Origin of the sequence: Klebsiella sp. CD33 (assembly GCF_051992865.1) — a bacterium.
GTDB classification, from domain to species: Bacteria; Pseudomonadota; Gammaproteobacteria; order Enterobacterales; family Enterobacteriaceae; genus Klebsiella; species Klebsiella pneumoniae.
The window spans coordinates 3,660,715-3,686,437 of sequence record NZ_CP197023.1 but is presented as its reverse complement, the minus strand read 5'-3'; the positions used below and the strand labels follow the sequence as shown (position 1 = coordinate 3,686,437).

20 protein-coding genes are annotated in these 25,723 nt (G+C 62.2%); 6 read left to right on the top strand and 14 right to left on the bottom strand.

The features are described 5' to 3' along the window. The first annotated feature begins 7 nt into the window (after positions 1-7). Positions 8-1,249 (top strand): LVIVD repeat-containing protein, encoded by a 1,242-nt coding sequence (locus ACR809_RS18245; protein WP_004178989.1) that lies wholly within the window; start codon positions 8-10, stop codon positions 1,247-1,249. A gap of 155 nt (positions 1,250-1,404) precedes the next feature. Here the strand turns inward: ACR809_RS18245 and ACR809_RS18240 are convergent. Together ACR809_RS18240 and mtnK are read right to left on the bottom strand one after the other, a co-directional pair. Continuing rightward, a protein-coding gene (locus ACR809_RS18240) for an IS3-like element ISKpn1 family transposase (protein ID WP_122051477.1) occupies positions 1,405-2,768 on the bottom strand; the annotation gives its coding sequence in 2 pieces (ribosomal slippage) (positions 1,405-2,300 and positions 2,300-2,768; 1,365 coding nt in all). A 143-nt stretch (positions 2,769-2,911) separates the two neighbouring features. Beyond that, a complete protein-coding gene (gene mtnK / locus ACR809_RS18235; RefSeq protein ID WP_065806627.1) occupies positions 2,912-4,111 on the bottom strand; it encodes an S-methyl-5-thioribose kinase in 1,200 nt (399 codons plus the stop codon). Positions 4,112-4,212: 101 nt separating this feature from the next. On the opposite strand from mtnK, the gene mtnA reads away from it, so the two are divergent. Then, positions 4,213-5,241, top strand: coding sequence for an S-methyl-5-thioribose-1-phosphate isomerase (mtnA, locus tag ACR809_RS18230; RefSeq protein ID WP_085820302.1), 1,029 nt, complete (start codon positions 4,213-4,215; stop codon positions 5,239-5,241). Positions 5,242-5,301: 60 nt separating this feature from the next. Here mtnA and ACR809_RS18225 read toward each other — a convergent pair whose 3' ends face one another. From ACR809_RS18225 to codB, 7 genes are all read right to left on the bottom strand, one after another. Next, a complete protein-coding gene (locus tag ACR809_RS18225) occupies positions 5,302-6,570 on the bottom strand; it encodes a histidine phosphatase family protein (protein WP_040236609.1) in 1,269 nt (422 codons plus the stop codon). Positions 6,571-6,595: 25 nt separating this feature from the next. After that, positions 6,596-7,954: an MFS transporter gene (locus ACR809_RS18220; protein WP_002894151.1), complete on the bottom strand. Its 1,359-nt coding sequence runs from the start codon at positions 7,952-7,954 to the stop codon at positions 6,596-6,598. 110 nt (positions 7,955-8,064) lie between these two features. After that, on the bottom strand, positions 8,065-8,874 hold the full coding sequence (locus tag ACR809_RS18215; RefSeq protein WP_004178995.1) for an inositol monophosphatase family protein: 810 nt from the start codon (positions 8,872-8,874) through the stop codon (positions 8,065-8,067). A gap of 121 nt (positions 8,875-8,995) precedes the next feature. Continuing rightward, positions 8,996-9,946, bottom strand: coding sequence for a LacI family DNA-binding transcriptional regulator (locus ACR809_RS18210; protein ID WP_072157843.1), 951 nt, complete (start codon positions 9,944-9,946; stop codon positions 8,996-8,998). A gap of 145 nt (positions 9,947-10,091) precedes the next feature. Then, the gene (codA, locus tag ACR809_RS18205) at positions 10,092-11,330 is read right to left on the bottom strand and encodes a cytosine deaminase (protein ID WP_122051476.1); all 1,239 of its coding nucleotides are present in this window, start codon (positions 11,328-11,330) and stop codon (positions 10,092-10,094) included. Further along, positions 11,327-12,562, bottom strand: a complete 1,236-nt coding sequence (locus tag ACR809_RS18200) for a PucR family transcriptional regulator (protein WP_122051475.1) — start codon at positions 12,560-12,562, stop codon at positions 11,327-11,329. Before ACR809_RS18200 ends, codA begins: the two co-directional genes overlap by 4 nt. After that, positions 12,559-13,821: a cytosine permease gene (codB, locus tag ACR809_RS18195; protein ID WP_023283417.1), complete on the bottom strand. Its 1,263-nt coding sequence runs from the start codon at positions 13,819-13,821 to the stop codon at positions 12,559-12,561. Before codB ends, ACR809_RS18200 begins: the two co-directional genes overlap by 4 nt. A 451-nt stretch (positions 13,822-14,272) precedes the next feature. Between codB and ACR809_RS18190 the strand changes: the two genes are divergently transcribed. The 3 genes from ACR809_RS18190 to ACR809_RS18180 are packed head-to-tail and all read left to right on the top strand — an operon-like array spanning position 14,273 to position 17,415. Beyond that, entirely contained in the window at positions 14,273-14,881 is a 609-nt protein-coding gene (locus ACR809_RS18190) for a methylthioribulose 1-phosphate dehydratase (protein ID WP_002894164.1), read from the top strand. 12 nt (positions 14,882-14,893) lie between these two features. Beyond that, complete coding sequence (locus ACR809_RS18185; RefSeq protein WP_004147551.1) at positions 14,894-16,390, top strand: FGGY-family carbohydrate kinase; 1,497 nt, start codon at positions 14,894-14,896, stop codon at positions 16,388-16,390. Continuing rightward, complete coding sequence (locus ACR809_RS18180) at positions 16,387-17,415, top strand: 2-hydroxyacid dehydrogenase (RefSeq protein WP_004191366.1); 1,029 nt, start codon at positions 16,387-16,389, stop codon at positions 17,413-17,415. The genes ACR809_RS18185 and ACR809_RS18180 overlap by 4 nt, the downstream gene beginning before the upstream one ends. 42 nt (positions 17,416-17,457) lie before the next feature. Here the strand turns inward: ACR809_RS18180 and ACR809_RS18175 are convergent, their stop codons facing one another. From ACR809_RS18175 to ACR809_RS18155, 5 genes are read right to left on the bottom strand one after another with little or no spacing between them, the layout of a single operon-like run. After that, the gene (locus tag ACR809_RS18175) at positions 17,458-18,399 is read right to left on the bottom strand and encodes a carbohydrate kinase family protein (RefSeq protein ID WP_004147553.1); all 942 of its coding nucleotides are present in this window, start codon (positions 18,397-18,399) and stop codon (positions 17,458-17,460) included. 11 nt (positions 18,400-18,410) lie between these two features. After that, complete coding sequence (locus ACR809_RS18170; protein ID WP_004223619.1) at positions 18,411-19,415, bottom strand: ABC transporter permease; 1,005 nt, start codon at positions 19,413-19,415, stop codon at positions 18,411-18,413. Next, positions 19,412-20,401, bottom strand: a complete 990-nt coding sequence (locus ACR809_RS18165; protein ID WP_122051474.1) for an ABC transporter permease — start codon at positions 20,399-20,401, stop codon at positions 19,412-19,414. The genes ACR809_RS18170 and ACR809_RS18165 overlap by 4 nt, the downstream gene beginning before the upstream one ends. Then, positions 20,398-21,900, bottom strand: coding sequence for a sugar ABC transporter ATP-binding protein (locus ACR809_RS18160; RefSeq protein ID WP_021441413.1), 1,503 nt, complete (start codon positions 21,898-21,900; stop codon positions 20,398-20,400). Before ACR809_RS18160 ends, ACR809_RS18165 begins: the two co-directional genes overlap by 4 nt. 44 nt (positions 21,901-21,944) lie before the next feature. Beyond that, a complete protein-coding gene (locus tag ACR809_RS18155; RefSeq protein ID WP_122051473.1) occupies positions 21,945-22,925 on the bottom strand; it encodes a sugar ABC transporter substrate-binding protein in 981 nt (326 codons plus the stop codon). A gap of 408 nt (positions 22,926-23,333) precedes the next feature. Here ACR809_RS18155 and ACR809_RS18150 point away from each other — a divergent pair, with 408 nt between their 5' ends. Continuing rightward, on the top strand, positions 23,334-25,643 hold the full coding sequence (locus ACR809_RS18150) for a molybdopterin-dependent oxidoreductase (RefSeq protein WP_117062579.1): 2,310 nt from the start codon (positions 23,334-23,336) through the stop codon (positions 25,641-25,643). The last annotated feature ends 80 nt before the right edge of the window (positions 25,644-25,723 follow it).

Genomic DNA, 25,723 nt, shown 5'->3' with positions numbered 1-25,723 from the left:
ATCCCCTATGTCAGCATTACCTTCCCCCGAATACAGCCGCAATATGCGGCTGATTGGCCATAGTGATCAGGGCGGTCGTCCGGACGGCGTGCAGCTGATGGTGCATCGCGGATTCGCCTATATCGGCCATATGGTGTCGCAGGGTTTTTCCGTGGTCGATGTTCGCGATCCGACCCGGCCCACCACCGTCAACTATATTGCCGCGCCGCCGGGCACCTGGAACGTGCACCTCCAGGCGCATGACGATCTGCTGCTGGTGATCAACGCCCGGGATCTGTTTGCTGACGCCCGTTTTGCTGATGAGAAGGTGTACTACACCCGCTCGGTGGGTGACACGGTCAGCGATGTGCAGGACAGGGGCTGGAGCGCCGGGCTGCGCATCTTTGATATTTCCACTCCCGCGCAGCCGCGGGAAATCAGTTTCCTGTCGCTTAACGGCATCGGTATTCACCGCATCTGGTACGTCGGCGGGCGCTGGGCGTATGTGTCCGCGCTGATCGACGGTTTTACCGACTACATCTTCCTGACCATCGATCTGGCCGATCCGCGTAAGCCCGAAGTAGCCGGGCGCTGGTGGCTGCCTGGGATGCACCAGGCGGGCGGTGAAACACCGGACTGGCCGCAGGGCAAACGCTATGCGCTGCATCACGCCATTATTGCCGGGGATACCGCCTACGGCAGCTGGCGCGACGGCGGCCTGACGCTGCTGGATGTCAAAGACCGTACCCAGCCGAGGCTGATTAGTCATCGCAACTGGAGCCCGCCGTTCGGCGGCGGAACGCATACCGCGCTGCCGCTGCCGGATCGTGACCTGCTGGTGGTGCTGGATGAAGCGGTGCTCGACAACCAGGAGGACGGCGAGAAGCTGATCTGGCTGTTTGATATCCGCGAGCCAACCAACCCGGTGAGCATCGCCACCTTCCCGCCGCCGGACGAAGCGGATTACGTGGCGAAAGGGGCGCATTTCGGCCCGCATAACCTGCATGAGAACCGGCCGGGGAGCTTTGTCAGCTCAACGCTGATTTTTGCCACGTATCAGAATGCCGGCGTGCGGGCTTACGATATTTCCAACCCGTATCGCCCGTTGGAGACCGGGGCGCTGGTGCCGGCTGCGCCTGAGAGAATGATGGATACCCGTCCCGGCCGCCCGCGGGTGATCCAGTCCTGTGACGTGTTTGTCGATGCGCAAGGCATTATCTACAGCACCGATTACAACGGCGGGCTATCGGTGATTGAGTATCTGGGGTGAGGGTAAGGTAAACGCAAAATTGTACTCGCATGTCTGCCGGGTGGCGGCTTTCGCCTTACCCGGCCTACGAAAGAGTGCAAGATCAAACCGTTATGCGGCTATCTGTAGGCCCGGCAAGCGCAGTGGACTGACCCCATAAAGTTGGATGGTTCATATTAAGCGGCTCTCAGAGCCTGGGTTCGGTACTCTACCGGACTCAGGCCTTTTAATTTCAGGCTTATCCGCTCGTTGTTGTAGTAATGGATATAGTCCTCTACGGCTTTTCTTAGCGCACTGACACTCCTGAACTCCCTCAGATAAAAACACTCCGATTTCAGGGTACCGAAGAAGTTTTCCATCACTGCATTATCCAGGCAGTTTCCTTTACGCGACATACTCTGCGTCATCCCATGCGCCTTTAAACGTTCCTGATAGCTCCTCATCCTGTAATGCCAGCCCTGATCCGAGTGCAGCAGCGGAGCATCTCCCGGTCTGAGCTTCGGGAACGCACCGTCCAGCATCGTATTCACCATCTCCATCACCGGCCTTTCCGACAGGCTGTAGGCGATAACCTCCCGGTTAAACAGATCGAGAACTGACGACAGGTAAAGCTTTTTTCCCTGTACCGGGAACTCTGTCACATCTGTTACCCATTTTTCGTTGGCTTTTGACGCACCGAAGTTCCGGCTCAGGATATTGGGCGCGGCCTCGCCCGTTCTCCCTTTCCAGGCACGATATTTTTTCGCCCTTATCACAGACCGGAGTGACAGTTCTGCCATCAGCCGCTGCACTGTTTTATGGTTTATCCGCAGCCCCTGTTTTCTCAGTGCGAGCGTGATCCTGCGGTAGCCATAACGACCTTTGTGATAGTGGTATATCTTCCTGATGTTCTCTTTAAGACCCGCATACCTGTCCCCTTGCTTCAGTGCATTCATATTGTAATACCACGTGCTACGGGACATACCGGCCGCCCGCAGAAGGTCCCGCAGAGCGTGTTCATGCCTTAGTTCACTGATTATCAGGGCTTTTTGCCATTTTTTTCGCTCTGAACCAAGGCTTTCAACTTTTTTAGATAGGCATTCTCTGCCCGCAGATAACGCAGTTCGGCCCTGAGCTCTTCGGGGGAGAGTTTTTCCAGCTCTTTATCTGTCAGTGGTGGGATATTTTTTGGCTTTGTCATTTTTCCGGGCCGTCCGCATTGTATGTTTAAAAGACCTTCCGCTCCGGCATCGTTGTACACGTCGAGCCAGCGCCGGACAAGTATTTCTGCGGAGAGATTAAACCGGGCAGCCGCTTCACGCATCGTCAGGCGGTCACTGATAACCGCCCGGACGACCACGAGTTTAAATTCATCGGAATAATGATTATTTTTTGCAGTCAGGCCTTCTGCACCGTGGAACTGCCATGCCCTGACCCAGCGACGGACAGATGTTCTTTCAATACCAAAAAGGTCGGCTGTACTCTGTTCTCCGTCTTTACCGGACAAATAATGATTAACCACAGCCAGTTTTGCTTCAGGGGAATACTTTGGTTTAGCCATAAAATTGCACCTTACTCAGTTGGGTGTCCAACTTTTGGGGTGCAGTCCAGCAGCGCCGCCGGGCAATCCCAGAAAATGGCACTTTTTTAGGGGTTGCTCCCTCTCCCTGTGGGAGAGGGTTGGGGTGAGGGAAACAGGCGCACTCAGCTGTACTGGCGTACCCGCGCCAGCAGCTCGTCGACGCTGTCGATACGCTCGGCCAGCACGATCAGCGCTCTGCCCAGGGTAATGGCGTGGCGCAGACACTCATGACGCATGGCGTCGTCCTGGATAGTGTCGATATCCGCGACGTGCGACAGTCCGACGCTGCGGCGGATAAGTTCGCTGCCGCAGAAGCCGACTGCGTCCGCCCACACCTTTTTCAGAAAGGCGGAGGCGTAGCCGGGGTAAGCCAGCGCCGCGTCGCGGGTTTTCTCCGCCGCCAGCGCCTGGAAGTGCTCGGCAAAGGTGGTCCACAGCTGGTGGATGTCGTTCAGCCGCTGCTCGCGCGCGGCGGCGGCATCGCGAATGCCGAGCTGGCCCGGCAGGCCGCAGTAGTTCAGCAGCAGGTTGCCGATGGCGGTGCCGATATCGAAGCCAATGGGGCCGAAGTAGCCGAACTCGGCGTCGATGGCCTTCAGGCTGCCTTCGGCAACGAAGATCGACCCGCTGTGGATATCGCCGTGCAGCAGCGCTTCCGCATGGGCAAAGAAACGGTGCTTCAGCGCCGCCACCGCCAGCTTAAGCTGAGCGTCGTCGCGCAGGGCGGCGACATCGGCCTCCAGCTCCGCCGGGTAGTTATTGCGCTCGTGGATCTGATACGGGTCGTTAAAGAACAGATCCTCGGTGATCTCGCACATCGCCGGGTTAATAAACTGCGCCACCTGCGCCTTTTTCTCGTGGGGATGGAGGTAGAAATCGCTGGTGTGGAACAACACCTGCGCCAGATAGTCGCCAAGCTGGCGGGCCGCCTGGGGATAGTAGACGTTAGCGATAAGCTCTCCGCGCCAGATGCGGTGGTCGGAAAGATCTTCCATCACCATCACCGCCAGCTCGGGATCAAAGTGATGGATTTTTACCGTGTGCTGCGGGCTGTGCTGATAGTGGGCGATAAGAGTTTGCGCCTCCAGACGGGCGCGGTCGAGGGTCAGCGGCCAGGATTCGCCGACGCAGCGCACGTAGGGCAGAGCCTGTTTGACGATCGCCCGGCTGACGCCCTGGCGATCGAACACTTTAAACACCAGATTGAGGTTGCCATCGCCCACTTCCTGCGCGCTGACCAGCTCAGATGGGTTGTCGATGCCGGCGAACTGTTGCGCGTAAGCCACGGCATCGTGGGCGGTGAAGGTATGGTATTGCGACATTGCCTCGATCCTCGAATTCTGATTAAGCCGTTCAGACGTCTATACTTCTGGATTCCATCCTGACACAATGTGATACAACAACGCAACAGGGATTTAACGACATGCAGACATTACAGACCACCAGCCTGCGGGTGAGTGAAAATCAGCTTTTTATTCTCGACCAGCAGGCCTTGCCGCAGGAAAAACGCTGGCTGGCGGCGGATAACGTTGCGCTGCTGGTGGACCATATTCATACCCTGCGGGTGCGCGGCGCGCCGCTGATTGGCCTGTCCGCCAGCCTGCTGCTGGCTCTGCTGGCCCAGCGCGGCCTGAACCGGGATGCACTCCAGCAGGCGCTGGAGACGCTGCGCGCGGCGCGGCCGACGGCGGTCAACCTGATGAATAATCTGGATCGCATGAAGCAGGCGCTGGCCCGGGAGGATTACCCGCAGGCGCTGGAAGCGGAAGCTTTGCGTCTGGTCGAAGAAGATAAACAGCTGTGCGACCGCATCGCTGAGGCGGGCAGTGCGCTGGTGAAGCCCGGCAGTCGACTGCTGACCCACTGCAACACCGGTGGCCTGGCGACCGCCGGGGTAGGGACCGCCCTCGGCGTTATCGCGCTGGCGCACCGGCAGGGAAAAGTGACCAACGTATGGGTTGATGAAACCCGGCCGCTGCTGCAGGGCGGTCGTTTAACCGCCTGGGAGCTGGGCGAGCTGGGCGTGCCCTATCAGCTGATCGCCGATTCAATGGCCGCCAGCCTGATGGCGCAGGGGCAGGTGGATGCGGTGTGGGTCGGCGCCGACCGTATCGCCGCCAACGGCGACGTGGCGAATAAAATCGGCACCTATTCTCTGGCGGTTTTGGCCCATTATCACCAGATCCCGTTTTACGTCGCTGCCCCGCAGACCACCCTCGACCGCCATTGCCCGAACGGGGCGGCGATCCCCATTGAGCAGCGCGCGGCGGCGGAAGTGACCGGAGTGGCGGGCAGCTTCGGCGCGGTACAGTGGGCGCCGACGGGGGCCGCCGTTTACAATCCGGCGTTCGACGTCACGCCTGCTGGGCTGATAAGCGGCTGGGTGCTGGACAGCGGGGTGGTCACCCCGGCGCAGGTCGCCGCCGGGGCGTTTGCGCCGGACAATGAATAGCCGACACCGTGCCGGGCCTGGAAAAAATGGCTTTCCCGGGCCCGGGCAAGCGCTGCATTACTACGGCAGGACCATGGCTACCGCCGGGGCGGATGACCGGTCGATACGCTGACCCAGCGCGGTGATGGCCGCCTGGAAGGGACACAGCGTACCGACGTCGGTCTGACGGCAGCCCGGCTGATGCCACTCCTGACGCAGCATCGGGTGCTGCGCGTCCGGCGTCTGCAGACGACGCAGGTCGTCGAGGCCCTGGGCCTGGAAATAGACCCGCAGATAGCGTTCTCCGCTCTTCGCGTTGCGCCAGCGCTCCAGCACCAGGCTACTGCCCGGCGGGATATTTCCCCGGCTGTAGCCCGGCAGCTGCCAGCTAAAGTTCATCAGCGTGCGCACCATGGCGATATTGGTGTCATGGGCCACCAGCAGCAGCCAGCGTACGTTCGGATTCGCCTCCGGTTTGACGCCATCGAGCATAGCGTTGAGCAGCACCGACCCGCGTTTTTGCGCGGTATACAACACATCGTTACTCAGATCGTAGTTTTCCGTTAACAGCGGCAGCAGGGCGGTGATCTGCCTGGCCTGGGTGATCTTGCCCCACGCCAGCTGGCTGAGAGGCAGGTTTTCACTCCAGCCGAGACGCAGCGTCTCCACCATATTGGCCATCACGCTCAGTCCGCTAATGGTGGTCTTCCCACTTTTGCTCTGCTCGACCTGCCACGGGGTATCGAAGATCGGGCAGGGCTTATCGGCCTGACAAACCACCTGTTTCAATAGCTGGATGGTCGGCGCCAGCGCCTGCCGACGCTGCGCCAGATCCCCGGCCTTCTCTTTCACCGCCGCCAGCTGGCGGGCGGGGTCGGTTTGCGTGGCGGCGAACTTGTCGGTCTGAAACAGGGGATCGGCATCCCCGCTGACATAATGGATAGCGACGCCGCAGCCGGGGAAGGCGCCATCCACCAGCGCCTGGGCGGTCGCTCGCGTCCGCTGCAGCGGGCTGGCGCGCACGTATATCGACTCCGCCGTCGGGCATCCGGCCTGCAGCAGGCCGAGCTGGCGGTAATGCTGGCCTTCCGCACGCCCTTTGTTGACCACGGCGGCATAGCCATGGCCGGTGAGCTCCCCGTCATGGGTGGTCCACTCGGTCCACGGTCGGCCGGTGGCGGCCTCGATGGCTTCCCGGTTGCCGGCCGTCGGCGGACGAATACCGTGGCGGCTGAGCTCGACCACTTTCTCCAGCTGCCAGTCCGCGGCGGCGGCAGATTGCAGCGCCAGCAGCGGCAGCGCGCAGGCGATAAACAGGCGTAACAGCCCCTGATGTCTTGCAGGCATCATATCTTCTTCCTTATTCGTTAATCGGTTATGAGGAGAACGAGGTCTGCCGTTCGACGGCATGGCGCCGGGCGACGATGGCGGCAGTGGTAAAACAGAGTAGCGCGGAACCTAGACCGGTACCCACCCAGAACAGCGCCAACGTGCTGAAATCATACAGCGTTTTGCCGTTCTCAAGGATAGCCGTTTTATCAATAATGATCCCGGTGAGAAACTCGCCCAGGCCGGCGCCGGCGTAGCTGGCGATGCCGATGGTGCCGAGCGCGGCCCCCGCCGCTTTGCGCGAAGAGATATCGACGGCGATCAGCCCGCCAAGGAAGCAGGTCAGAGCGCCAATAGTGGCCCCGAAGATAATCATCGCCAGAATATCAGTGTAGTAATTGTGCGGCGACCAGAGCATCAGGGCGAAGCCGGCGGTGTTCAGCAGGCTGATAAACCCGGCCATCACGCTGCGGTTGCGCGGGAAAAAGCGGTCGGAGAGCATGCCGGCGATGATGGTCCCGGCGATGCCGGCGATAGCGTTGACGCCGATAATCCCGGACGCCTCCAGGGTGGAATAAGCTTTATCCTGCTCGAGAAAGAAGATCCCCCAGGAGTTGACGGCGTAGCGGTCGATGTACATAAAGGCGGAGGCGAGGGCGAGGGTCCACAGCGCCGGGTTGCGCAGCGCCAGCAGCTGGTTTTTAAACACCGAGCCGCGGGCTTCGACCTCCTCCTGCGGTTCATCGCGGATGACGTTGATGGACGGGAAGCCGCTGCTCTGCGGCGAATCGTGCATGAACAGCACCAGCAGCACCACGCCGGCGGCGCCGAGCGCGGCGGTGGACAGGTAGCCCATCTGCCAGCCAAACCCGGCGATCACCGCGGCGATCACCATATAGGTCACCGCCTCGCCGATATTATGCGCCGTCGACCAGATGCCATAGAAGGTGCCGCGCTCCTTAACGCCGTACCAGCGCGCCAGCGAGACCGCGCAGGGGCCGACGCCCATCGACTGCGCCCAACCGTTGATCCCCCAGAAGATGGCCAGCAGCAGGGCGTTGGTGGTCATCCCCATCATCAGGTTCATCCCGGCGCTGAGCAATAAACCGAGGCTCATATAGCGCACCACGTTGGCGTGATCGGCGATAAAACCATTGACCAGTTTGCCGATGGCGTAGCTGAAGAACAGGGTAGAGCCGATCATGCCGAGCTCCGTCGGGGTGATCCCCAGCTCCACCAGCGCGCTTTTGGCGACGGTGAAGGATAACCGGCAGACGTAAAAGGTGACGTAGGCCAGGGTCATGGCGATAAAGGTTTGCCAGCGCACCCGGCGAAAACGGTGTTCATCAAACGCGGCGCCCGCTTTCGGCGGCGACGCCCGGAAAAAAGCGATAATTCCAGACATAGGTGGTTCTCCGCAGGTCGGAGGCCTGACTGATTGATGTGGTTCGTCCGTGAATGAAGTTATCGTTACTGTGTAGAGTACATAATCAGAAATAGCCTGACCCGTAAGGGTTAATGTAATGGTTGTGGGATCATCTTTTTCAGCTGCGGGTAGAGCGTCTGGCTGGCCAGCAGCAGCGGATTGCCGCGCTGGATCCCCTCCTGCGCCAGAAAATCGTTGCTGGCGCCGCCCGCTTCGCGCATCAGCACCAGCCCCGGCAGGGCGTCCCACGGGTTCATGTGCGGCTCGTAGTAGCCAATCAACCGGCCCGCCGCCGCCCAGGCGCTCATCAACGCCCCGGAGCCGTTGCGGATAAACATGCCGCCGTCGCTGAGCAGCGCCTGCAGAAACGGCAGAAAGTCCGCCGGGGTGACGCGATGCGAGGTGCCGACGCCCATCACGCCCTCTTTGACCGTCGTCGCGGGGTGCGGACGGATCGGAGCGTCGTTGAGCCAGGCGCCATGGCCCCGCAGGGCGTGAAACAGCTCCCGATGGTTGGGGTCGTAGACCACGCCGATGACCGGTTCGCCGTCGGCGACGATCGCCAGCGACAGGCACCAGGTGTGCAGGCCGTTGAGGAAACAGCTGGTGCCATCGATGGGGTCGACCACCCACAGCACTCGCGCGTCGGGCAGGCGAGCGCCGCTCTCTTCGCCGAGAAAACCATCCTCCGGAAACGCGCTCTGAATGCGCTGTTTGACAAAGGCCTCCACCCGCTTATCGGCCACGCTGACCACATCCTGCAGGTCGTCGCCCTTATGGTCGACGGTCAACGCCTCGCGCTGTTGATAGTATTCAAACGCCAGCTCAGCCCCCGCTTTCGCCAGCTCGCAGGCCAGACGGTAGCGGGCCTGTAGCGCTTCTGATTCCTGAGATTGCATAGTGACTCCCTATTTTGCACACGTGTGCATTTTGCGTGAAAAAAACAGCCCCGAAGGGCCGAATGAGTGTGGCCGGGTTTCGCAGAAGATTCTGTGATCGCTCCAGCATAAAATGATTTTTTCATTTGGCGCTATGACGAATAATTAGTTTCACCGGCACTTCGCGATGGCGCGAGGGCAGGCTGAAGCGGGCGATCCGCGTCATTAACAAATCCACCGCGTGGTGGGCCAGCAGGGCGGTATTCTGCTGAACGGTGGTGAGCTGATAGGGCTGCCAGTCCGCCTGCGGGATATCGTCAAAGCCGACGATGGCCGGCAGCGGGGCGGCGGCGTCCCGCAGGCCGTCCTGGGCGCCCAGCGCCAGCATATCGGTGGCGCAAAACAGCGCCTGCATCCCGGGGTTTTCAGCAACCAATTCTCTGGCAGCCTGGTAGCCGGCCTGATAGCCGCCGCCGTCGCAGAAGCGGCTGCTCACCGCCATATCCGACGTCCGGGCGATAAAAGCCTCATAGCGCTGGCGGGTGCTGAAGTTCTCGCGATTTTCGCCAATAAAGCCAACCTGCCGCCAGCCTCGGCGGCTGAACAGATCCGCCACCAGCTTCGCTCCCTGGGCGTTATCGCTGCACACCCGGTCGCAGCCGGCGAGGTCCGCATGGCGGTTGATCAGGGTGACGGGGATCTTGCGCGCCAGATACTCCTCCGCCAGCGACAGCGGCGGCGCGCCGGAGGTGATGATCACCCCGGCGACGTGATAGCTCAGCAGTTGTTTAAGCGAGGGGGCGAGCTGCTGCGGATCGTCAGCGTTCATCAGCAGCGGCATAAAGCCATTGAGCGCCAGCTGATGGACCAGCGGCGCCAGCAGTTTGCTGCGAAACGGGTTGTCGAAACCGGCGGTAACGATGCCGATAAAATTACTGCTGCCGGTGATCATCGTCCGGGCGATGATATTCACCTGATAGCCCAGGGCTTCCGCGGCGCTCAGCACCTTCTGCCGGGTCTTCTCCGACACCGAGGCGCCGGGGGTGAAGGTGCGGGAGACCGCCGAGCGCGAGACGCCGGCCAGTCTGGCCACGTCCTCGGCCTTAATCCATTTTTTATCGCTCATCGTCGTTTCGCGCCGTCTGTTTTCCAGGATGCCGACGCCCGGGCGGGCGTCGGTCACGCACACTGCCTGAAAAGGTATCACAGAAAGGCGTCGTCGCGCAGCGCCTTGCGCCCTATGCCGGGTAGCGGATGTGCTCCACCTCACGCTGCAAAATCACCTTGCCGTGGCGAATGGAGGTCAGCACCCGTGCCTGACGACGGACGGCCTCGTAGTCGTTTTCCGCATCGAGGATCAGCAGGTTCGCCGGGCGGCCTTCGGCGAGGCCGTAGTTATCGCCCAGACACAGCGCCCGGGCGCTGTTGTCGGTGACGAAGTCGAGGCAGCGCTGCAGATCGTCATAGCCGAGCATATGGCAGATGTGCAGTCCGGCATCCAGAATGCGCAGGATATTGCCGTTCCCCAGCGGATACCACGGATCCTGAATCGAGTCCTGAGCAAAGCAGACATTGGTGCCGGCGCGATCCAGCTCCGCCACCCGGGTGACGCCGCGCCGTTTCGGCCAGCTGTCAAACCGGCCCTGCAGATGAATGCTTTCGGTCGGGCAGGAGATGAAGTTGATCCCCGAGGCTTTCAGCAGGCGAAACAGCTTTGAGCAGTAGGCGTTATCGTAAGAGCCCATCGCGCAGGTGTGGCTGGCGGTGACCTGCGCCCCCATGCCGCGCACCCGCGCCTCTTCCGCCAGCACTTCGAGGAAACGCGACTGCGGATCGTCGATTTCATCGCAGTGGACATCCACCAGGCGGCCGTAGCGCTGGGCGAGGTCCATCAAAAACATCACCGAGCTGACCCCTTTGTCGCGGGTGTTCTCATAGTGCGGAATGCCGCCCACCACGTCGGCGCCCATCTCGATGGCGCGCGTCATCAGCTCCCGGCCGTTGGGATACGATTCGATTCCCTCCTGCGGAAAGGCGACAATCTGCAGATCGATGAGATCGGCGGCCTCTTGTTTCACCGCTAGCAGCGCCTGCAGGGCCGCCAGCGACGGGTCGGTGACATCCACATGGGTGCGGACGTGCTGGACGCCGAAATCGCGCAGCATGCCGATGGTTTTCAGCGCTCGCTGACGGGTGTCCTCCGGGGTAATACTCGCTTTGCGCTGGCTCCAGCGGGTGATGCCTTCAAACAGGGTGCCGCTGCGGTTCCACTCCGGCTCACCCGCGGTGAGGGTGGCGTCAAGATGGATATGCGGCTCGACGAAGGGCGGGATCGCCAGCCGGCCCTGGGCGTCGATAGCCCCGGCGTCGGCAGTCTGCATCGCGGCCTGGGCGGTGATGCGGTGAATCATCCCGTCCTGCAGGTCAAGAGTAAACAGCGCCTCCTGGCGGCGCAGGCGAGCGTTAATAATTTTCATGGTGGGTCCTGTAAATGGTTTTGCGATAAACGCCAGATCACCAGCGCGACCGAGGCGTTGAGATGAAACTGAGGGTGGCTGACCGGGTAGCCGGTCAGTTTTTCAATGCGCTGGATGCGCTGATGCAACGTGTTGCGGTGGAGACCCAGCCGGTCGGCGGCCCGCACCACGTTGCCGTTCTCCTGCAGCAGCGTCTCGAGGGTCTCCAGCAGCAGCCATGGCGCTTTGCGGCCCGGCTCGATCAGGCAGCCCAGGGTGTCGTGCATAAAATCGTTGAGCAGCGCCGGGTCGCTGACCGCGGACAGCAATTTGATAAACCCCAACTGCTGATAGTCGCTGATACGCTGGGTCGGCCGCAGGGTATCGCACAGATCCAGCGCCTGGCGCGCCTGCGACAGCGCCCGCGGGTAACCCTGCAGCTGCCTGACCGGTGCGGAGAGGCCGCAGAGCAGCGACAAACTCTCCTCTCCGTCCGCCAGCGCCTGCAGCCACTGCTGCAGCCATTTTTTCTGCTGAAAGCCTTCCCCCTCCTCATCCGGCAGCAGAAAAAGAAACATATTGCTGCGCTCCAGCAGCGGGAAGGGATTGCCCTGCTGGTTGAGCTGCTGCTGCAGCTGCTGACGTACGCTGCGGTGGGCCTGCAGCAGCCAGGCTTCGGCCTGCTCGGGCGGGAACTGGCGAAACAGGCGGGACAGCCCCTCCAGACGCAGCGCCGCCAGCCGCAGCGGACGGGTAAAATCGAGCTGCTGGTGCAGGGCGCGCTGATGGAGCATCTGCAGGTCCGGATAGTCGCCGGTGACCAGCTGCATCAGAATGTCGCGCTGCGACTGCAGGACGTTTTCGCTGCGGACCAGCGCGGTGCCGATGCGCTCGGTGACAATCACCATCTTCAGCAGGTAGGGCTGCTCGATCAGCGGCATGCCCAGCTCGTCGGCAAGGGCGATCAGCGTGGCGGGAATGGCGTGGATATAGGCCTCGCCGGTGAGGATCACCATCCCGGCGATGCCGCGCTGTTTGCCCTCTATCAGCAACTGGATCAGGTTGGCTTCATCCCGGGGATGGTTGATGCCGGTGATAAACACCAGCTCGCCGCCCATGATCCACTCGGCGATATGTTCATTTTCCGCCACATAGTACCAGCGTACGGCCCGCTGCAGCCCTTGCTTTCCCGCCCGCAGACGCAGGGCGGAGAGTCCCTCAAGGGCCAGCAGTTCGCTGACCGTCAGGCTCATGGCTCCTGCTCCGCGACGGCGGCAGGCTGGCGTTTGCTTAGCAGGGTCAGGACGATATAGACCAGCGCGGAGACGGTGATCCCCACCAGCGGCGCGATCCACGGCGAAAGATAGGCCACCACCGCGCCGGCGGCGTAGGCGCCGAGTCCCAGCCAGTTAAAACGCGGCAGGCGGGCGTTCTGCAGCAGGGGATAGCGCCCGCTGCGGGCGAACCAGTAGTCGGCGAGGATCACCCCGCCGATGGGCGGAATAATACTGCCCAGCAGCACGAGGAAGGGGATCAGCATTTCGTACATCCCGCCAATGGCCAGCACAATGCCCACCCCGGCGGCGGCGAGGGTCAGCGTCCGGCGACGTTCGCTGCGCAGCAGATGGCAGGCGGCGGCGGAGACGTTATAGATGGTGGGGCCCTGGATGGTCAGCAGGTTGAGACAGAGCATGATCACCGCGGCCACCGACAGCCCCTGCAGGATCAGCACTTCAACGATATCGGCCTGTTGATAGACGATAGCGCACCAGGCGCCGGCGACGATCATCAGCCCGTTGCCGATGAGGAAGCTGCCCATGCTGGCGAGAATGGCGGTCCGGCTGGAGTTAGCCAGCCGGGTCCAGTTTGTCGCCTGGGTGGCGCCGCTGGCGAAGGTCCCGAAGACCATGGTGATGGCCGCCGACCAGGTCATGGTGTCGCTCGGCGCAATACGGGTCATCGCCTGCCAGCCGCCGGCGTGGTGCAGCGCCAGATACATGGAGACCATCAGCAGCACAAACATCAATGGCACCGACAGGCGCGACAGCGCGTCCAGTCCCTTGTAGCCCACCAGCGCGGTGACACAGAACAAAATGCCAAACAGCACCATCAACGGCTGGGTCAGCGCCTCGGGCAGAGCGAGGATCTTCACCAACGAGATAGCGACCGTGGCGGTGCCCCAGGCGTACCAGCCCAGCTCGGCAAAGCCAAGAATAAAATCGGCCAGCTTGCTGCCAATCTCCCCGAAGCAGAACCGGCCCATCAGCACCGTATTCAGGCCGCTGCGCGCGGCGATCCAGCCCAGCGACGCGGCATAGAGGGCCAGCAAGGCGTTGCCGATGACGGCTATCCACAGCAGATTGACGATGGAAAAGGAGACGCCGAGTTTACCGCCGGCGAACATCGTGCCGGTGAAAAAGGTAAAGCTGAACAACACCATGGCGATGGAAAATACGCCTTTGCGTCCGGCGGCGGGCGCTTCGACGAGGGGAAAATCATTGCTGTTTGACATCCTGGAACCTCTGGCTGGTAGATGGGCGGTGATAGCCGGAAGTAGCAAGAGATGTGCCAGGAAAAACCGGGCACGGGGAATAGCACGCGGTGTGCAACATGCACAGTTATTGAAGGATCCCGGAGGGGTAATGCCATTCTACTGTGCATCCTGCCAGGTTTTGCACCAGTCCAGGGCAGAGGAGGGCAGTGAGCGCATCCCTGGCGCCGGAGGAGAATTTTAGCCAGGACGATCCGCCTGTTTTTGGCCAGAGAGTAGTGGAGAATAGCGGTGTACTGAAAATGGTTGGTTAAATCACTGTGAATAAAGGTTATTTAATATGCTTTTATGATATAACCATTTGTCTTGTGTGTGTTTCCTGAAATATTGTCCCCTCCGGTTAGCGGTGTTAGTATCGGATAAATAGCCATTTAGACGGCTAAATAAATCATCGCTAACCTAAGGAACTGCTATGTGGCAAGAAAGACTCGCGCAACTGGTCACCACCTGTCATTGGATCGGCGCGAAAGGCTGGGCGCCGGCGACCGGCGGCAATATGTCGGTGCGTCAGGATGATACCTGGTGCTGGCTAAGCGAGTCGGGCCGCGACAAAGGCAGCCTGACAACCGAGGATTTTCTGCAGGTTGAGATCGCCACCAACCAGGCGCCTTCCGGACGGAAGCCGTCGGCCGAGACCGGTCTGCACACCCTGGTGTATCGCCTGTTCCCGGAAGCCAACGTGGTGCTGCATGTGCATACCGTCAACGCCACCGTGCTGTCGCGCATCGAAAAAAGCGACACGCTGGCGCTGCAGGGGTATGAAATGCAGAAAACCCTTAGCGGGCAGCATAGCCATCTCGATACCGTTCCGATCGCCATCTTCGATAATGACCAGGATATTGACGCCCTGGCGGCGCGGATTGCCGATTATGCGCAAACCCGCCCGCTGCGCTACGGCTTTCTGCTGCGCGGCCACGGCCTGACCTGCTGGGGGAAAGATATTCAGGAGGCCCGCCGTCAACTGGAGGGGCTGGAGTTCCTGTTCGAGTGCGAGCTGATGCGCCGCCGCTACGAGCCCTGAGCCGGAGCAGGTATGGATTTTTATCTTGGTATCGATATTGGCACCTCGCGGGTGAAAGCGGTGCTGTTTGATCAGCATTTCACCGCCTGCGCCAGCGCCGCGGAAAACACCTCACCCCGCCTGTCGGCCAATGGCTACGCGGAACAGGATATGACCCAGCTGTGGCATTCGGTGCTGGCTATTCTGCGCCAGATTGCCCGCCACCCGGCGCTCCAGGCGGGGCGGCTGCGGGCTATCGGCCTCGCCGGGCAAGGGGAGGGGGTCTGGCTCAGCGATGAGCAGGGCGAACCGGTGGGCCCGGGGATCCTGTGGAGCGATACCCGCAGCCACGAGCTGATGAGCGACCTGCTGCGCCGACCCGGCTTCGACCGCCGCTATTTCGCCGATACCGGCACCCACCTGCAGCCCTGCAATACCAGCCTGCAGCTGTACTGGCTGAAACAGTATCAGCCGGCGCGGCTGGCGGCCGCGCGCTATCTGTTTTTCGCCAAGGACTGGATCCGCTTTCGCCTGACCGGCGTGGCGGCGCTGGAGCTGACGGACGCCAGCAGCTCGTTACTCAATCAGCAGACCGGCAGCTGGTCCTCGGTGGTGATGAACGAGATGGGGCTGAACGAACTGCTGCCGCTGTTTCCCCCGCTGCTGGCCCCGGATGCCCCGGCCGGCACGCTGAGCGACGCGGTGGCGGCGCTGACCGGGCTGCCCGCCGCGACGCCGGTGGCCGCCGGGGCGCTGGATGTCTGTAGCGCCGCGCTGGGCTGCGGCGCGGTCAACGAAGGGGATATCTACACGATCCTCGGCACCACCTGCTGCACCGGGATCGTCTGCCGCGGCCCGCAGACGGTGAACGAGGCGACGCGCTTTGTCACCCATACCGAAGCCGGACAGGTGATCTCCCTGTTTCCGATGCAGGCCGGTACGCCAAACATTGACTGGCTGCAGCAGCATATTTCGCTAGACGCCGATCTGGGGCGCCTGGAGCAGGCGATCGCGGCGGTGGAGCCAGGCAGCGGCGGCGTCTTCTGGCAGCCGTACCTCAATGGCGAACGTGCGCCGTTTTACAGCCCGGACGCGCGGGCCGGCTTTTTCGGCATTAGCCCGCACACCACCCGCGCCGAACTGCAGCGCGCGGTGTTTGAAGGCCTGGCCTTCGCCATTGTCGATGCGCTGCAGGGTTATCCGCAGGGCGGCGAGCTGTATCTGACCGGCGGCGGCGCAGCCTCGGCGACCTGGCTGCAGATTATCGCCGACTGTACCGGACGCACGGTGGTCTCCAGCGCCTTTAACGAACTGAGCGCGCGCGGCGCGGCGATCCTGGCGGCCCGTAGCGTCGCGGCGCTGGCCGAGACGCCTCCGCTGGCGCAGACCCGCTATCAGCCGCGCCCTCAGGCGCATGCCCGCTACGCGGCGCTGTATCCCGTTTACCGCCTGCTGCGCGAGCAGATGCTGCCGGTATGGCAGGCCAGACAGGCCGCCCTTCAACCTCTTTCTCAGGACCTACAACCATGAAAATCGTTTTTACCGCCGAGCATGCTGGCGACCTTAGCGCCTTCCACCAGCTGGGCGAGCTGCTGGTGGAGGGGTGGGCGCTGGGCAAACCGAAACTCAGCGCCGGTCAGCTGATTGAGCTGGCCCACGACGCCGAGGTGCTGGTGACCAGCTATGATGAGGTGACGGACGCGGTAATGGCCGCCTGTCCGCGCCTGCAGGTGATCGCCTGCACCCGCGCGAATCCGGTGAATATTGATACCCAGGCCGCCCAGGCGCGCGGCATCCGGGTACTCTACACCCCGGGGCGCAATGCCGATGCCGCCGCGGAGCTGACGCTTGGCCTGATGCTCAGCCTGGCGCGCCATATTCCGCAATCCCATGCGGCGCTGAAGCGGGGGGAATTCACGCAGGCTGACAATGCCGCCGCCGCCACCCAGCAGGGTCTGCGGCGGGATGTGGTCTGGGACGTGAGCCCGGAAAGTCCCTATGAAGTGTTTAAAGGCACTGAACTGCGCAATAAAACGCTGGGGCTGGTGGGGTATGGCAACATTGGCCGCCGAGTGGCGCGTATCGCCCGGGCGTTCGGCATGGCGGTGTTGGTGGTGGATCCGTTCGTCGCCGCAGAGGATATCAATGAGCCAGGGCTACAGAAAACGACCCTGGAGGCGCTGTTCCGCGAGGCGGATATCGTCAGCCTGCACCTGAGCAGCGGGCCGCACAGCGACGGGCTGGTGAATGCCGCGCTGTTAAACAGCATGAAGCCCGGCGCGCTGCTGATCAATACCTCTCGCGCGGCGGTGGTCGACGAGGCAGCGCTGATTGATGCCCTGCGCCACGGCCCGCTGGGCGGCGCGGCGCTGGATGTCTATCACCGCGAACCGCTGTGGCGCGATCATCCTTTTGTCATCGAGTTCGATAACGTGATTATCACGCCGCATATCGCCGGAGCCACCCGGGAGAGTATCGCCAAACACACGGCGATGATTGCCGCCGATCTTCAGCGCTATGTCGCCGGGGAGCCGCTGCTGTACCAGTGGCGTTAAGCCGCTTGCGCCGCCGCATTCTGCAGCGGCGCGGGTCCATCGTCAGGGGCGATGGGCCGCCATAAAAGCCTGGGTCTGTTCCCAGTCCACTACCCCGGCATCCGATCCCATCCCGGTCGCCACCAGCGCGGCCACCGCCGAGGCGACGTCACACGCTGCTTTCACGCTGAGTCCGCGCGCCAGTGCGGCAATAAACCCGCCGCAGTAGCTGTCGCCGCAGCCGGTGGTATCCACCGCCTCGACCGGCCACGGCGCAATATGCTGCGGCCCGCCATCGCGGCCGATAAGCCAGGAGCCGTTCTCGCCGTCTTTCAGAATGCAGGTGCCCACGCCGAGCGCCAGGAAGAAGCGGCCGATGGCCTCCGGCTGCGTCTCTCCGGAGAGAAAGGCGGCTTCCTCCAGCGAAGGCATGAAATAATCCACCGACGGCAACAGGGGCCGCAGTAGTTCGAGGGTCTCTTCATTCGGGGCGATAAGGTCAAAGCTGGTGGTGACTCCGCGCGCTTTGGCCGCCTGCAACAGCCGCGCGCTCTGTCCCTGGTCCATTGCCGCCAGCAGCCCGGTCCCGCCGTGATGCAGGAAACGACAGTCAAGGACGGCGTCAAATTCCGCTTCACTGACAAACAGGGCGTCAGACGCGCCCCGGCAGTGCAGGGCCGGACGTTCGCCGTTGGGGCGAATCGGCAGGATCGTCGCCGAGGTCTCCTTCAGCGCGGTGCGCTGGATAAGCGAGCAGTCGATGCCCAGCCGGGCATAGCTGGCGAGGATAAAGTCGGCCTTTTCATCTTCGCCCAGGCAGGCCACCGCTGCGGTGCGGATCCCGAGCTTCGCGGCGTTGATATTAGCCCCGGCGGCGGTGCCGGCGGGGTTGAGACGAATTTGCTCAATAAAGGCGACGCCGCCGCGCGGCGGGATCGCCACCACCGGGCGCCCGGCGATATCCAGAATAGTCAGGCCGACAAATACGGCGTCAAAGGTTGCCATCGTTCTCCCGTTTAGCGATGCGTTTGGCGCAGGCGCGCCTGCCAGAAGGATAGGGCGAGGGCCACCACCAGAATCACGCCGACCAGCGCGTCCTTCACCAGATAATTGAGCCCCATCAGGTTCAGGCCGTTATCAATAATGGCAAGGAACAGCACGCCGCCGAGGGTGCCGAGGATGCTGACCCGGCCCAGACGGGTAAAGGCAGTGCCGATAAATACTGCCGCAATGGCGTCCATCAGGTAAGACTGCCCGGCCAGCGGGGTAAACTGCCGCAGGTTGGCGGAGAGGATCACCCCGCCGACGGCGCAGAGCGCCGAGGCGGCCACCAGCACGCCGAGCATGGTCAGGCGATCGCGGATCCCGGCGATACGCGCCGCTTCGCTGTTCTGACCGATGGCGCGGACATATTTGCCCCACAGGGTGCGCTCGGTAACCAGCCAGGCCGCCAGCCACAGCGCCAGCACGATCGCTACCGGCGTGGGGATCCCGCCAAGGTTGCCCACCGCCAGGTCGTGATACTCCGGAGCCATCCGCCGATAGGCTATCGCGCCGCCGCCGTCGGTATAGATGCGCTCGGCGCTGCTGGCGATAAACCAGGTGCCGAGCGTGGCGAGGAAGGGACGGATCCGGCAGATGAGGATCAGAAAGGCATTGAGCAGGCCAATCAGCACGCCGCCGAGCAGAGCGCAGCCCACCGCGGCCTGCCACGGCAGATGCCAGGTTTTCAGGGCGACGAGGGCGAAGGCGGCGCCGAAATCGAGCGCGACGCCCACCGACAGATCAATCGCCCCGGCGCTGACGATCAGGGTCATCGCCATCGCCACAATCAGCAGGATCGCGCTGCCCTGCAGCAGGTTGGCCCAGTTATCCACGGTTAAAAATACCGGATTCGCCCAGCCAAACAGGGCGATGGCCAGCAGGATGATGACGCCAAATCCGGCCCGCGACAGCCAGGCCAGCGGGCTGCTGGCCGTCTGTTCCGCCGACGCAGAGGTTTTCAGAGTGATTTGACTCATGCCTCGCCTCCTTTGTGTCTGACCGCCGAGGCCGCCAGCACCACCAGGATCAGGCCGCCTTTAATGGCGCCCATCCAGAAGATATTGACCCCCAGCAGGCCGAGCCCGTTAGAGAGGGCGTTGACCAGGATTGCCCCCAGCAGCGCGCCCCAGATGGTGACCACCCGACGGCGCGAGAAGGCGGCGCCGATAAAGGTCGCCAGCACGGTCTCCAGCAGCAGCGGCGTGGCCGTCCCGCTGGAGCTGCCGGAGCCCTGGCTGAGCAGCGGCAGAATAGCCAGCCCGGCGGCAATGCCCGCTAACAGCCAGACCAGCAGGGTCAAGCGGCGCACGTTCAGGCCGCTCATCTGCGCCATATCGCGATTGCCGCCCACCGCCTGCACATGCTGGCCGAAGCGGGAGTGGTGGAGCAGGAACTGGAACAGGATAAACACCCCCAGCAGGTAGACCAGCGGCCAGGGCAGGCCCAGCACGCTGTTGTCGCGAAAGGCGACCATCAGCGGATCGCTGACCGCGATGCGCCGCTGGCCGGTCAACAGATCTGTCAGACCGGTAAACGCCACCGAGGTCGAGAGGGTGGCCAGCAGCGGCTGCAGGCCGGCCGCCAGCACCAGCAAGCCATTGATCGCCCCGCACAGCAGGCAAACCGCCGCCAGCAGCGCCAGCAGCAGGAGATACGGCGTGTGCCATTCGGCCAGCCCGAGGCTGAGCAGCGCGACGCCGAGCACCGCCGTCGCCGGCAGGGAGAGGTCGATGCCGCCGGAGACCACGTCATCTCCGCCCACGGCGATAACGCAGACCAGGCCGAAACAAAGGATTGCCAGCGGAACGCTCTGGACCAGCATCAGGCTGATATTTTGCCAGCTGAGAAAGTAGGGCGACTGTACGCTCAGCCATACCAGCAGCGCCAGAAACAGGATCAGGGGAAATTTTTCAATCAGCGTCGCCAGGCCCGGACGGCCGCGACGCTGGATAGCAGTACTCATGGTGAAGGCTCCTGTCCGCCGTTGATCGCCACCAGTAGGGCGTCCAGCGTTAGCCCGCGGGTGGGCAGATTGGCCGCCAGCGCGCCGCGCCAGAGGACCAGGATCCGGTCGCATAGTCCGAGCAGTTCGGGGGCGTCGCTGGAGGAGACCAGCACCGCCCGTCCTTGATCGGCCAGCTGGCGCGTACGTTGATAAATATCCCGGCGGGCGCCGATATCGACCCCAAGGGTGGGTTCATCGAGAATAAACAGCCGGGCATCGGTCCCCAGCCAGCGGGCGAGGATCGCTTTTTGCTGATTACCGCCGCTCATGTAGCGTACCGGCAGCCCCGGGCGTCCCGGGCGGATCGCCAGCTGTTCTATCCAGTCGCGCGCTTTCTGCTCGGCGATACCCCGCCGCTCCCAGCCAAAGGTGGCGGTCTCCGGCAGCGAGGCGAGATTAATATTGTCGGCGGTGGTGAAGGGCAGGATCAGCCCCTGATGGCGGCGGTCGCGCGGCACCAGCGCCATGCCGGCGCGGATCGCCTGCTTTGGCGTACGAATGCGCCGCGGCCGGCCCTCGAGGTGGATGGTGCCGCGTTCCGCCGGGCGTAAGCCGTAGAGTAGGTCGACCAGCACATCGCGTCCGGCGCCCAGCAGGCCGGCGACGCCGACGATTTCGCCCGGCTGAATATCAAAAGAAAGATCCTGCAACTGCCGCCCGTCGCTCAGCTGGCGCACCGAGAGCAGCGGGGTCGCCCCATTGTCTGCCGCCGGGCGCTGGCGCGGAGTATACAGCTGGTCGATTTCCCGGCCGACCATCATGGCGATCAGCGCCTCGGTATTCTGCAGCAGGTCGCGGTCCGGGTAGCCGACAACTTCCCCGTTGCGCAGCACGGTGCCGCGGTCGCAGAGGGTGGCTATCTCATTGAGGTAGTGGGAAATATACAGAATGGCAATGCCCTGGTCGCGCAGGCGCAGGATGGCGGAGGAGACCAGACTGGCCTCCTGCGCCTCCAGGGGGGCGGTGGGTTCGTCGAACACCACCAGCCGCGCTGCGCCGTCGATCAGCGCGCGGGCAATTTGTACCAGCTTGCGCTCGGCCAGGCTCAGGTCGCGCACCAGCCGTTCGGGGTCGATCGCCAGCTGCCAGTTTTGCTGGAAAAATTGCGCCGTGGCGGCCTTCATCCGTCGGCGATCCAGCGCCCCCCAGCGGGTGCGATACTCCTGGCCCAGAAACACCGATTCCGCGACGGTAAAGTGCGGGATCAGGTTCAACTCCTGGTGGATAACGCGGATGCCGGCGGCTTCGATGGCTGCCGGATTGCCGAGGGGCAGCGGGTGACCGTCGAGGGTGGCGCTGCCGCTGTCGGCCTGATACACACCGGCGAGGATCTTGATCAGCGTCGATTTACCGGCGCCGTTCTCGCCAATCAGGCCATGAATCTCCCCCGGATTGAGGCGCAGGGTAACCGCATTAAGCGCGGTGACGCTGGCAAAACGTTTACCGATCTGCTCCATGACCAGACCAGCGGCGGGGCGTTCCCCGCCTGGATGTTGATTAATCACTGCAGCTCGCCGTATCCCAACTGTTTATACACCGCTTTCGCTTCCTGCGGACCTTTCACCGGAACCACCGGAATAAAGGTTTGCACCGGTAGTTTCTGGCCGGCAAAGTAGCGGGCCACGTTGTCAGCCGAGGTCTGGCCGATCAGATGCGGCTGCTGCGCGACGTTAGCCACGAACGGGCTGCCGGGCTCCGCCATGATCTCCAGGGTCTCCGGACCGGCGTCGATGGCCGTCACTTTCACGTCTTTATCGCGACCGGTCTCTTCCAGCGCCTGGACGATGCCGATGGCCGGTTGATCCCAGCAGGCGACATGGATGGCGTCCAGTTTGCCTTTCGGATACTGGCTGAGTAATTCGAGGGTTTTCTTGCGCGCGTCTTCCGGCGAGTTGGCGAACTGTTCCGCGAGCTCGGGCTGGATAATATGAATATCCGGATAATCCTTAAGGACATATTTCCACTGATCGTAGCGAATTCCGCAAATACGCAGCGCGCTGGAGAAGGCGTTAAATACGGCGACGTTGCCTTTGCCGCCTAATTCATCCGCCATGTAGCGGCCGATGGTTGAGCCTAAGGTGTAGTTATCGGAAGTAGTATTGTTGACCGAATATTGAGAAACATGATCTACGGTAAATACCGGGATACCGGCATCACGCAATGCTTTAAATTTTGGTTCGACGGCGCTATCGCCGAGAATACTAATTACCGCGTCCACCTTGCGTGACAGTAAAATATCGTGGTTATTGGCATGCACCTGATTATCGCGGCCGCCATCGACGCCAATGACTTTGCCCCCCAGCTTCTCCACCTCCTTTGTCGCGCCTTTAAAGGCCTCGCGATCCCAGAAATGCTGAGTGCCGACCACGGCAACGCCAATGGTTTTTCCCTGTAAGGAGAGGGCGTCTGCGGCAGCGACGCTCAGCGAGGCAAGGGAAAGCAGTGCCAGCGCGGCAGGCAATAATTTTCTTTTCTGCGACATTGTTATTATGATCCTGTGATGAAGGTGGTTGCGGACCGGTAGCATGACAAGAAGCACCTCGCCACCTCAAATACAAAATAAGTCTAAGTTATGCCAGGAATGTTATATCGCAGAAACGTCAGAGAAAAAGTTTATTTTGTCATGAGGAACCTGAAAATATTTCATGATGGCGGATAGACCTTTTTATTTTGTGGTTTTATTTTTGACTTATTCCGTGTTTATTTAGCGGATAAAGACAATTTTCTTAATATTGTGAGTGCATGGGAAATACGGCGTCTACAGAGAAAAAAAGAAGATTGCGCGGGCTAAAGCTTTTTTTAGCAGAGCAATGTCTGGCCGGGTAAGGATTATTACCCTATTTCCCCGCTTTATTGTAATGAACCTTAAGCTGAGAAGAACGCGGGCGCTATGAAGAAACAGCATAATTATACGGTGATGCACTGGGGAACCTGGCAGGTGGAGAGCCGTGAGGGCGAGATCGTGGCGGTTAAGCCGGTGCCCTGGGATAAAAATCCCTCACGCATCGGCCAGTCGCTCCCCGACGCGGTGACCAGCCAAACGCGCATTCGCCGTCCGGCGGTGCGCGCCGGATATCTCCAGCACGGGCCGGCGTCACGAGAAGGGCGAGGTAAAGAGCCCTTTGTCGAAGTCAGCTGGGAGGTGGCCCTGGACCTGCTGGCGCGCGAGCTGCGCTCGGTCAAGGCGCGCTGCGGCAATGAGGCGATCTACGGCGGCTCCTACGGCTGGGCCAGCGCTGGACGCTTTCACCATGCGCAGAGCCAGCTGCACCGGTTTCTCAAGGGCTTTGGCGGGTACACCGCCAGCACCAATACCTATAGCAGCGCCGCGGGCGAGCGTATTCTGCCGCATATTCTCGGGCCGCTGAGCCCGCTGCACCGACAGCATACCCATTTTTCCGAGCTGGCCCGGGAGTGTCAGCTGTTTGTCGCCATTGGTGGTCTGCCGCTGCGCAATGCCCAGGTCAACGGCGGCGGCGCCAATGACCATATGCTCCAGTACTGGCTGGATAAGATGCAGGCCAACGGCACGCGGTTTATCAATATCAGTCCGGTGCGCAATGACCTCAGCGCGGTGCCCGACGCCGAGTGGCTGGCCATTCGGCCGGGCACCGATACCGCACTGCTGCTGGCCCTGAGCTATGTGCTGATCGCTGAGTCTCTCTACGACCAGGCGTTTGTTGCCAGCCATACCGTCGGGTTTGCCCCCTATCGCGCTTATCTGTTGGGCGAGCACGATGGCGTGGCGAAAACCCCGGCGTGGGCGGCGGCGATTACCGGCCTGGACGCCCAGCGCATCGCCGATCTGGCGCGGGAGATGGCCCGCCACCGGACGATGGTGAATATCTCCTGGTCTATCCAGCGCGCCCGTCAAGGGGAGCAGGCCTACTGGGCGACGGTGGCCCTGACTGCGCTGCTGGGACAGCTCGGCACGCCGGGCGGCGGCCTCGGGTTTGGCTACGCCTGCACCAACCTGGCGGGCGCGGTGCGAAAAGCGTTTTCCGGCCCACGCTTACCCGCCGGAGAGAATGCGGTGGACAGCGTTATCCCGGTGGCGCGGCTGTCCGATATGCTGCTGCACCCGGGAGAAACCTATGAGTTCGACGGTCAGCAGCGGCGCTATCCCGATATCCGTTTAGTCTACTGGGCGGGAGGCAATGCGTTTCATCATCATCAGGATCTCAACCGACTGTGCGAGGCCTGGCGCCGCCCGGAGACGGTGGTGGTGCATGAGCAGTACTGGACCGCGCAGGCCAAATTCTCCGATATCGTTCTGCCGGCCACCACCTCGCTGGAGCGAGAGGATATCGGCAGCGGCGGTCACGACGGGTTTATGATCGCCATGAGCGCGCAGATCCCGCCGGTGGGCGAGGCGCGTGACGATTACGCTATTTTCTGCGATCTGGCCGGGCGGCTGGGATTCGGAGAAGCGTTCAGCGAAGGGCGGGACGCCGGGCAGTGGCTGCGTCATCTCTATGAGGAGTCAAGACCGCGGGCGCAGGAGGAGGGTATTGCGCTGCCCTCGTTCGATGACTTCTGGCAGCAAGGGGTGCTGGAGTACAGCGCGCCGGAGCGGCCGCAAATTTTTCTCGCCGATTTTCGCGCCGATCCTGAGCGCTATCCGCTCTCCACCCCCTCCGGCAAAATTGAACTCTTTTCCGCCACCGTCGCCGGGTTTGGCTATCGCGAATGTCCTGGCCATCCGTGGTGGGATGAACAGGAGGCCGCCCGGCAGCGACAGGAGGCGGCGCGGTGGCCGCTTCATCTGCTCTCCAGTCAGCCGCGCGCCCGCCTGCACAGTCAGTACGACCACGGCAGCGTCAGCCGGGCGACGAAAGTTCAGGGACGCGAGCCGCTGTGGATGCATCCGAGCGATGCGCAGGCAAGGGATATCCGCGAAGGCAGCGTGGTGAAAGTCTATAACGACCGCGGGGCGATTCTGGCGGGGGTGCACCTGAGCGAGCAGATTTTGCCCGGCGTGGTACAGATGTCCACCGGCGCCTGGTATGACCCGCTGGATCCGAAGGAAGAACGGTCGCTCGATAAGCACGGTAATCCCAACGTATTAACCGAGGATCGCGGCAGTTCGCGCCTGGGGCAGGGCTGTAGCGCCCAGAGCTGTTGGGTGGAGATCGCCCCGTGGCGTGAGGAACTGCCGCCGATCACCGCCTTTGATCCGCCGAAGTTTATTGAAGTTTAGGCGTTGGCGCTCGCCGGCGGCGGGGCGGGTAGCCCGGAGAAGGCGCGGTATGCGCCGCCTCCGGCAAAGCCCGCGCCTGG

Bases quoted from the DNA above. Each gene is read 5' to 3' on its own strand.
- ACR809_RS18245 (WP_004178989.1), top strand. From the start codon at position 8: ATGTCAGCATTACCTTCCCCCGAATACAGCCGCAATATGCGGCTGATT.
- mtnK (WP_065806627.1), bottom strand. From the start codon at position 4,111: ATGTCGCAATACCATACCTTCACCGCCCACGATGCCGTGGCTTACGCG.
- mtnA (WP_085820302.1), top strand. From the start codon at position 4,213: ATGCAGACATTACAGACCACCAGCCTGCGGGTGAGTGAAAATCAGCTT.
- ACR809_RS18225 (WP_040236609.1), bottom strand. From the start codon at position 6,570: ATGATGCCTGCAAGACATCAGGGGCTGTTACGCCTGTTTATCGCCTGC.
- ACR809_RS18220 (WP_002894151.1), bottom strand. From the start codon at position 7,954: ATGTCTGGAATTATCGCTTTTTTCCGGGCGTCGCCGCCGAAAGCGGGC.
- ACR809_RS18215 (WP_004178995.1), bottom strand. From the start codon at position 8,874: ATGCAATCTCAGGAATCAGAAGCGCTACAGGCCCGCTACCGTCTGGCC.
- codA (WP_122051476.1), bottom strand. From the start codon at position 11,330: ATGAAAATTATTAACGCTCGCCTGCGCCGCCAGGAGGCGCTGTTTACT.
- ACR809_RS18200 (WP_122051475.1), bottom strand. From the start codon at position 12,562: ATGAGCCTGACGGTCAGCGAACTGCTGGCCCTTGAGGGACTCTCCGCC.
- codB (WP_023283417.1), bottom strand. From the start codon at position 13,821: ATGTCAAACAGCAATGATTTTCCCCTCGTCGAAGCGCCCGCCGCCGGA.
- ACR809_RS18190 (WP_002894164.1), top strand. From the start codon at position 14,273: ATGTGGCAAGAAAGACTCGCGCAACTGGTCACCACCTGTCATTGGATC.
- ACR809_RS18185 (WP_004147551.1), top strand. From the start codon at position 14,894: ATGGATTTTTATCTTGGTATCGATATTGGCACCTCGCGGGTGAAAGCG.
- ACR809_RS18180 (WP_004191366.1), top strand. From the start codon at position 16,387: ATGAAAATCGTTTTTACCGCCGAGCATGCTGGCGACCTTAGCGCCTTC.
- ACR809_RS18175 (WP_004147553.1), bottom strand. From the start codon at position 18,399: ATGGCAACCTTTGACGCCGTATTTGTCGGCCTGACTATTCTGGATATC.
- ACR809_RS18170 (WP_004223619.1), bottom strand. From the start codon at position 19,415: ATGAGTCAAATCACTCTGAAAACCTCTGCGTCGGCGGAACAGACGGCC.
- ACR809_RS18165 (WP_122051474.1), bottom strand. From the start codon at position 20,401: ATGAGTACTGCTATCCAGCGTCGCGGCCGTCCGGGCCTGGCGACGCTG.
- ACR809_RS18160 (WP_021441413.1), bottom strand. From the start codon at position 21,900: ATGGAGCAGATCGGTAAACGTTTTGCCAGCGTCACCGCGCTTAATGCG.
- ACR809_RS18155 (WP_122051473.1), bottom strand. From the start codon at position 22,925: ATGTCGCAGAAAAGAAAATTATTGCCTGCCGCGCTGGCACTGCTTTCC.
- ACR809_RS18150 (WP_117062579.1), top strand. From the start codon at position 23,334: ATGAAGAAACAGCATAATTATACGGTGATGCACTGGGGAACCTGGCAG.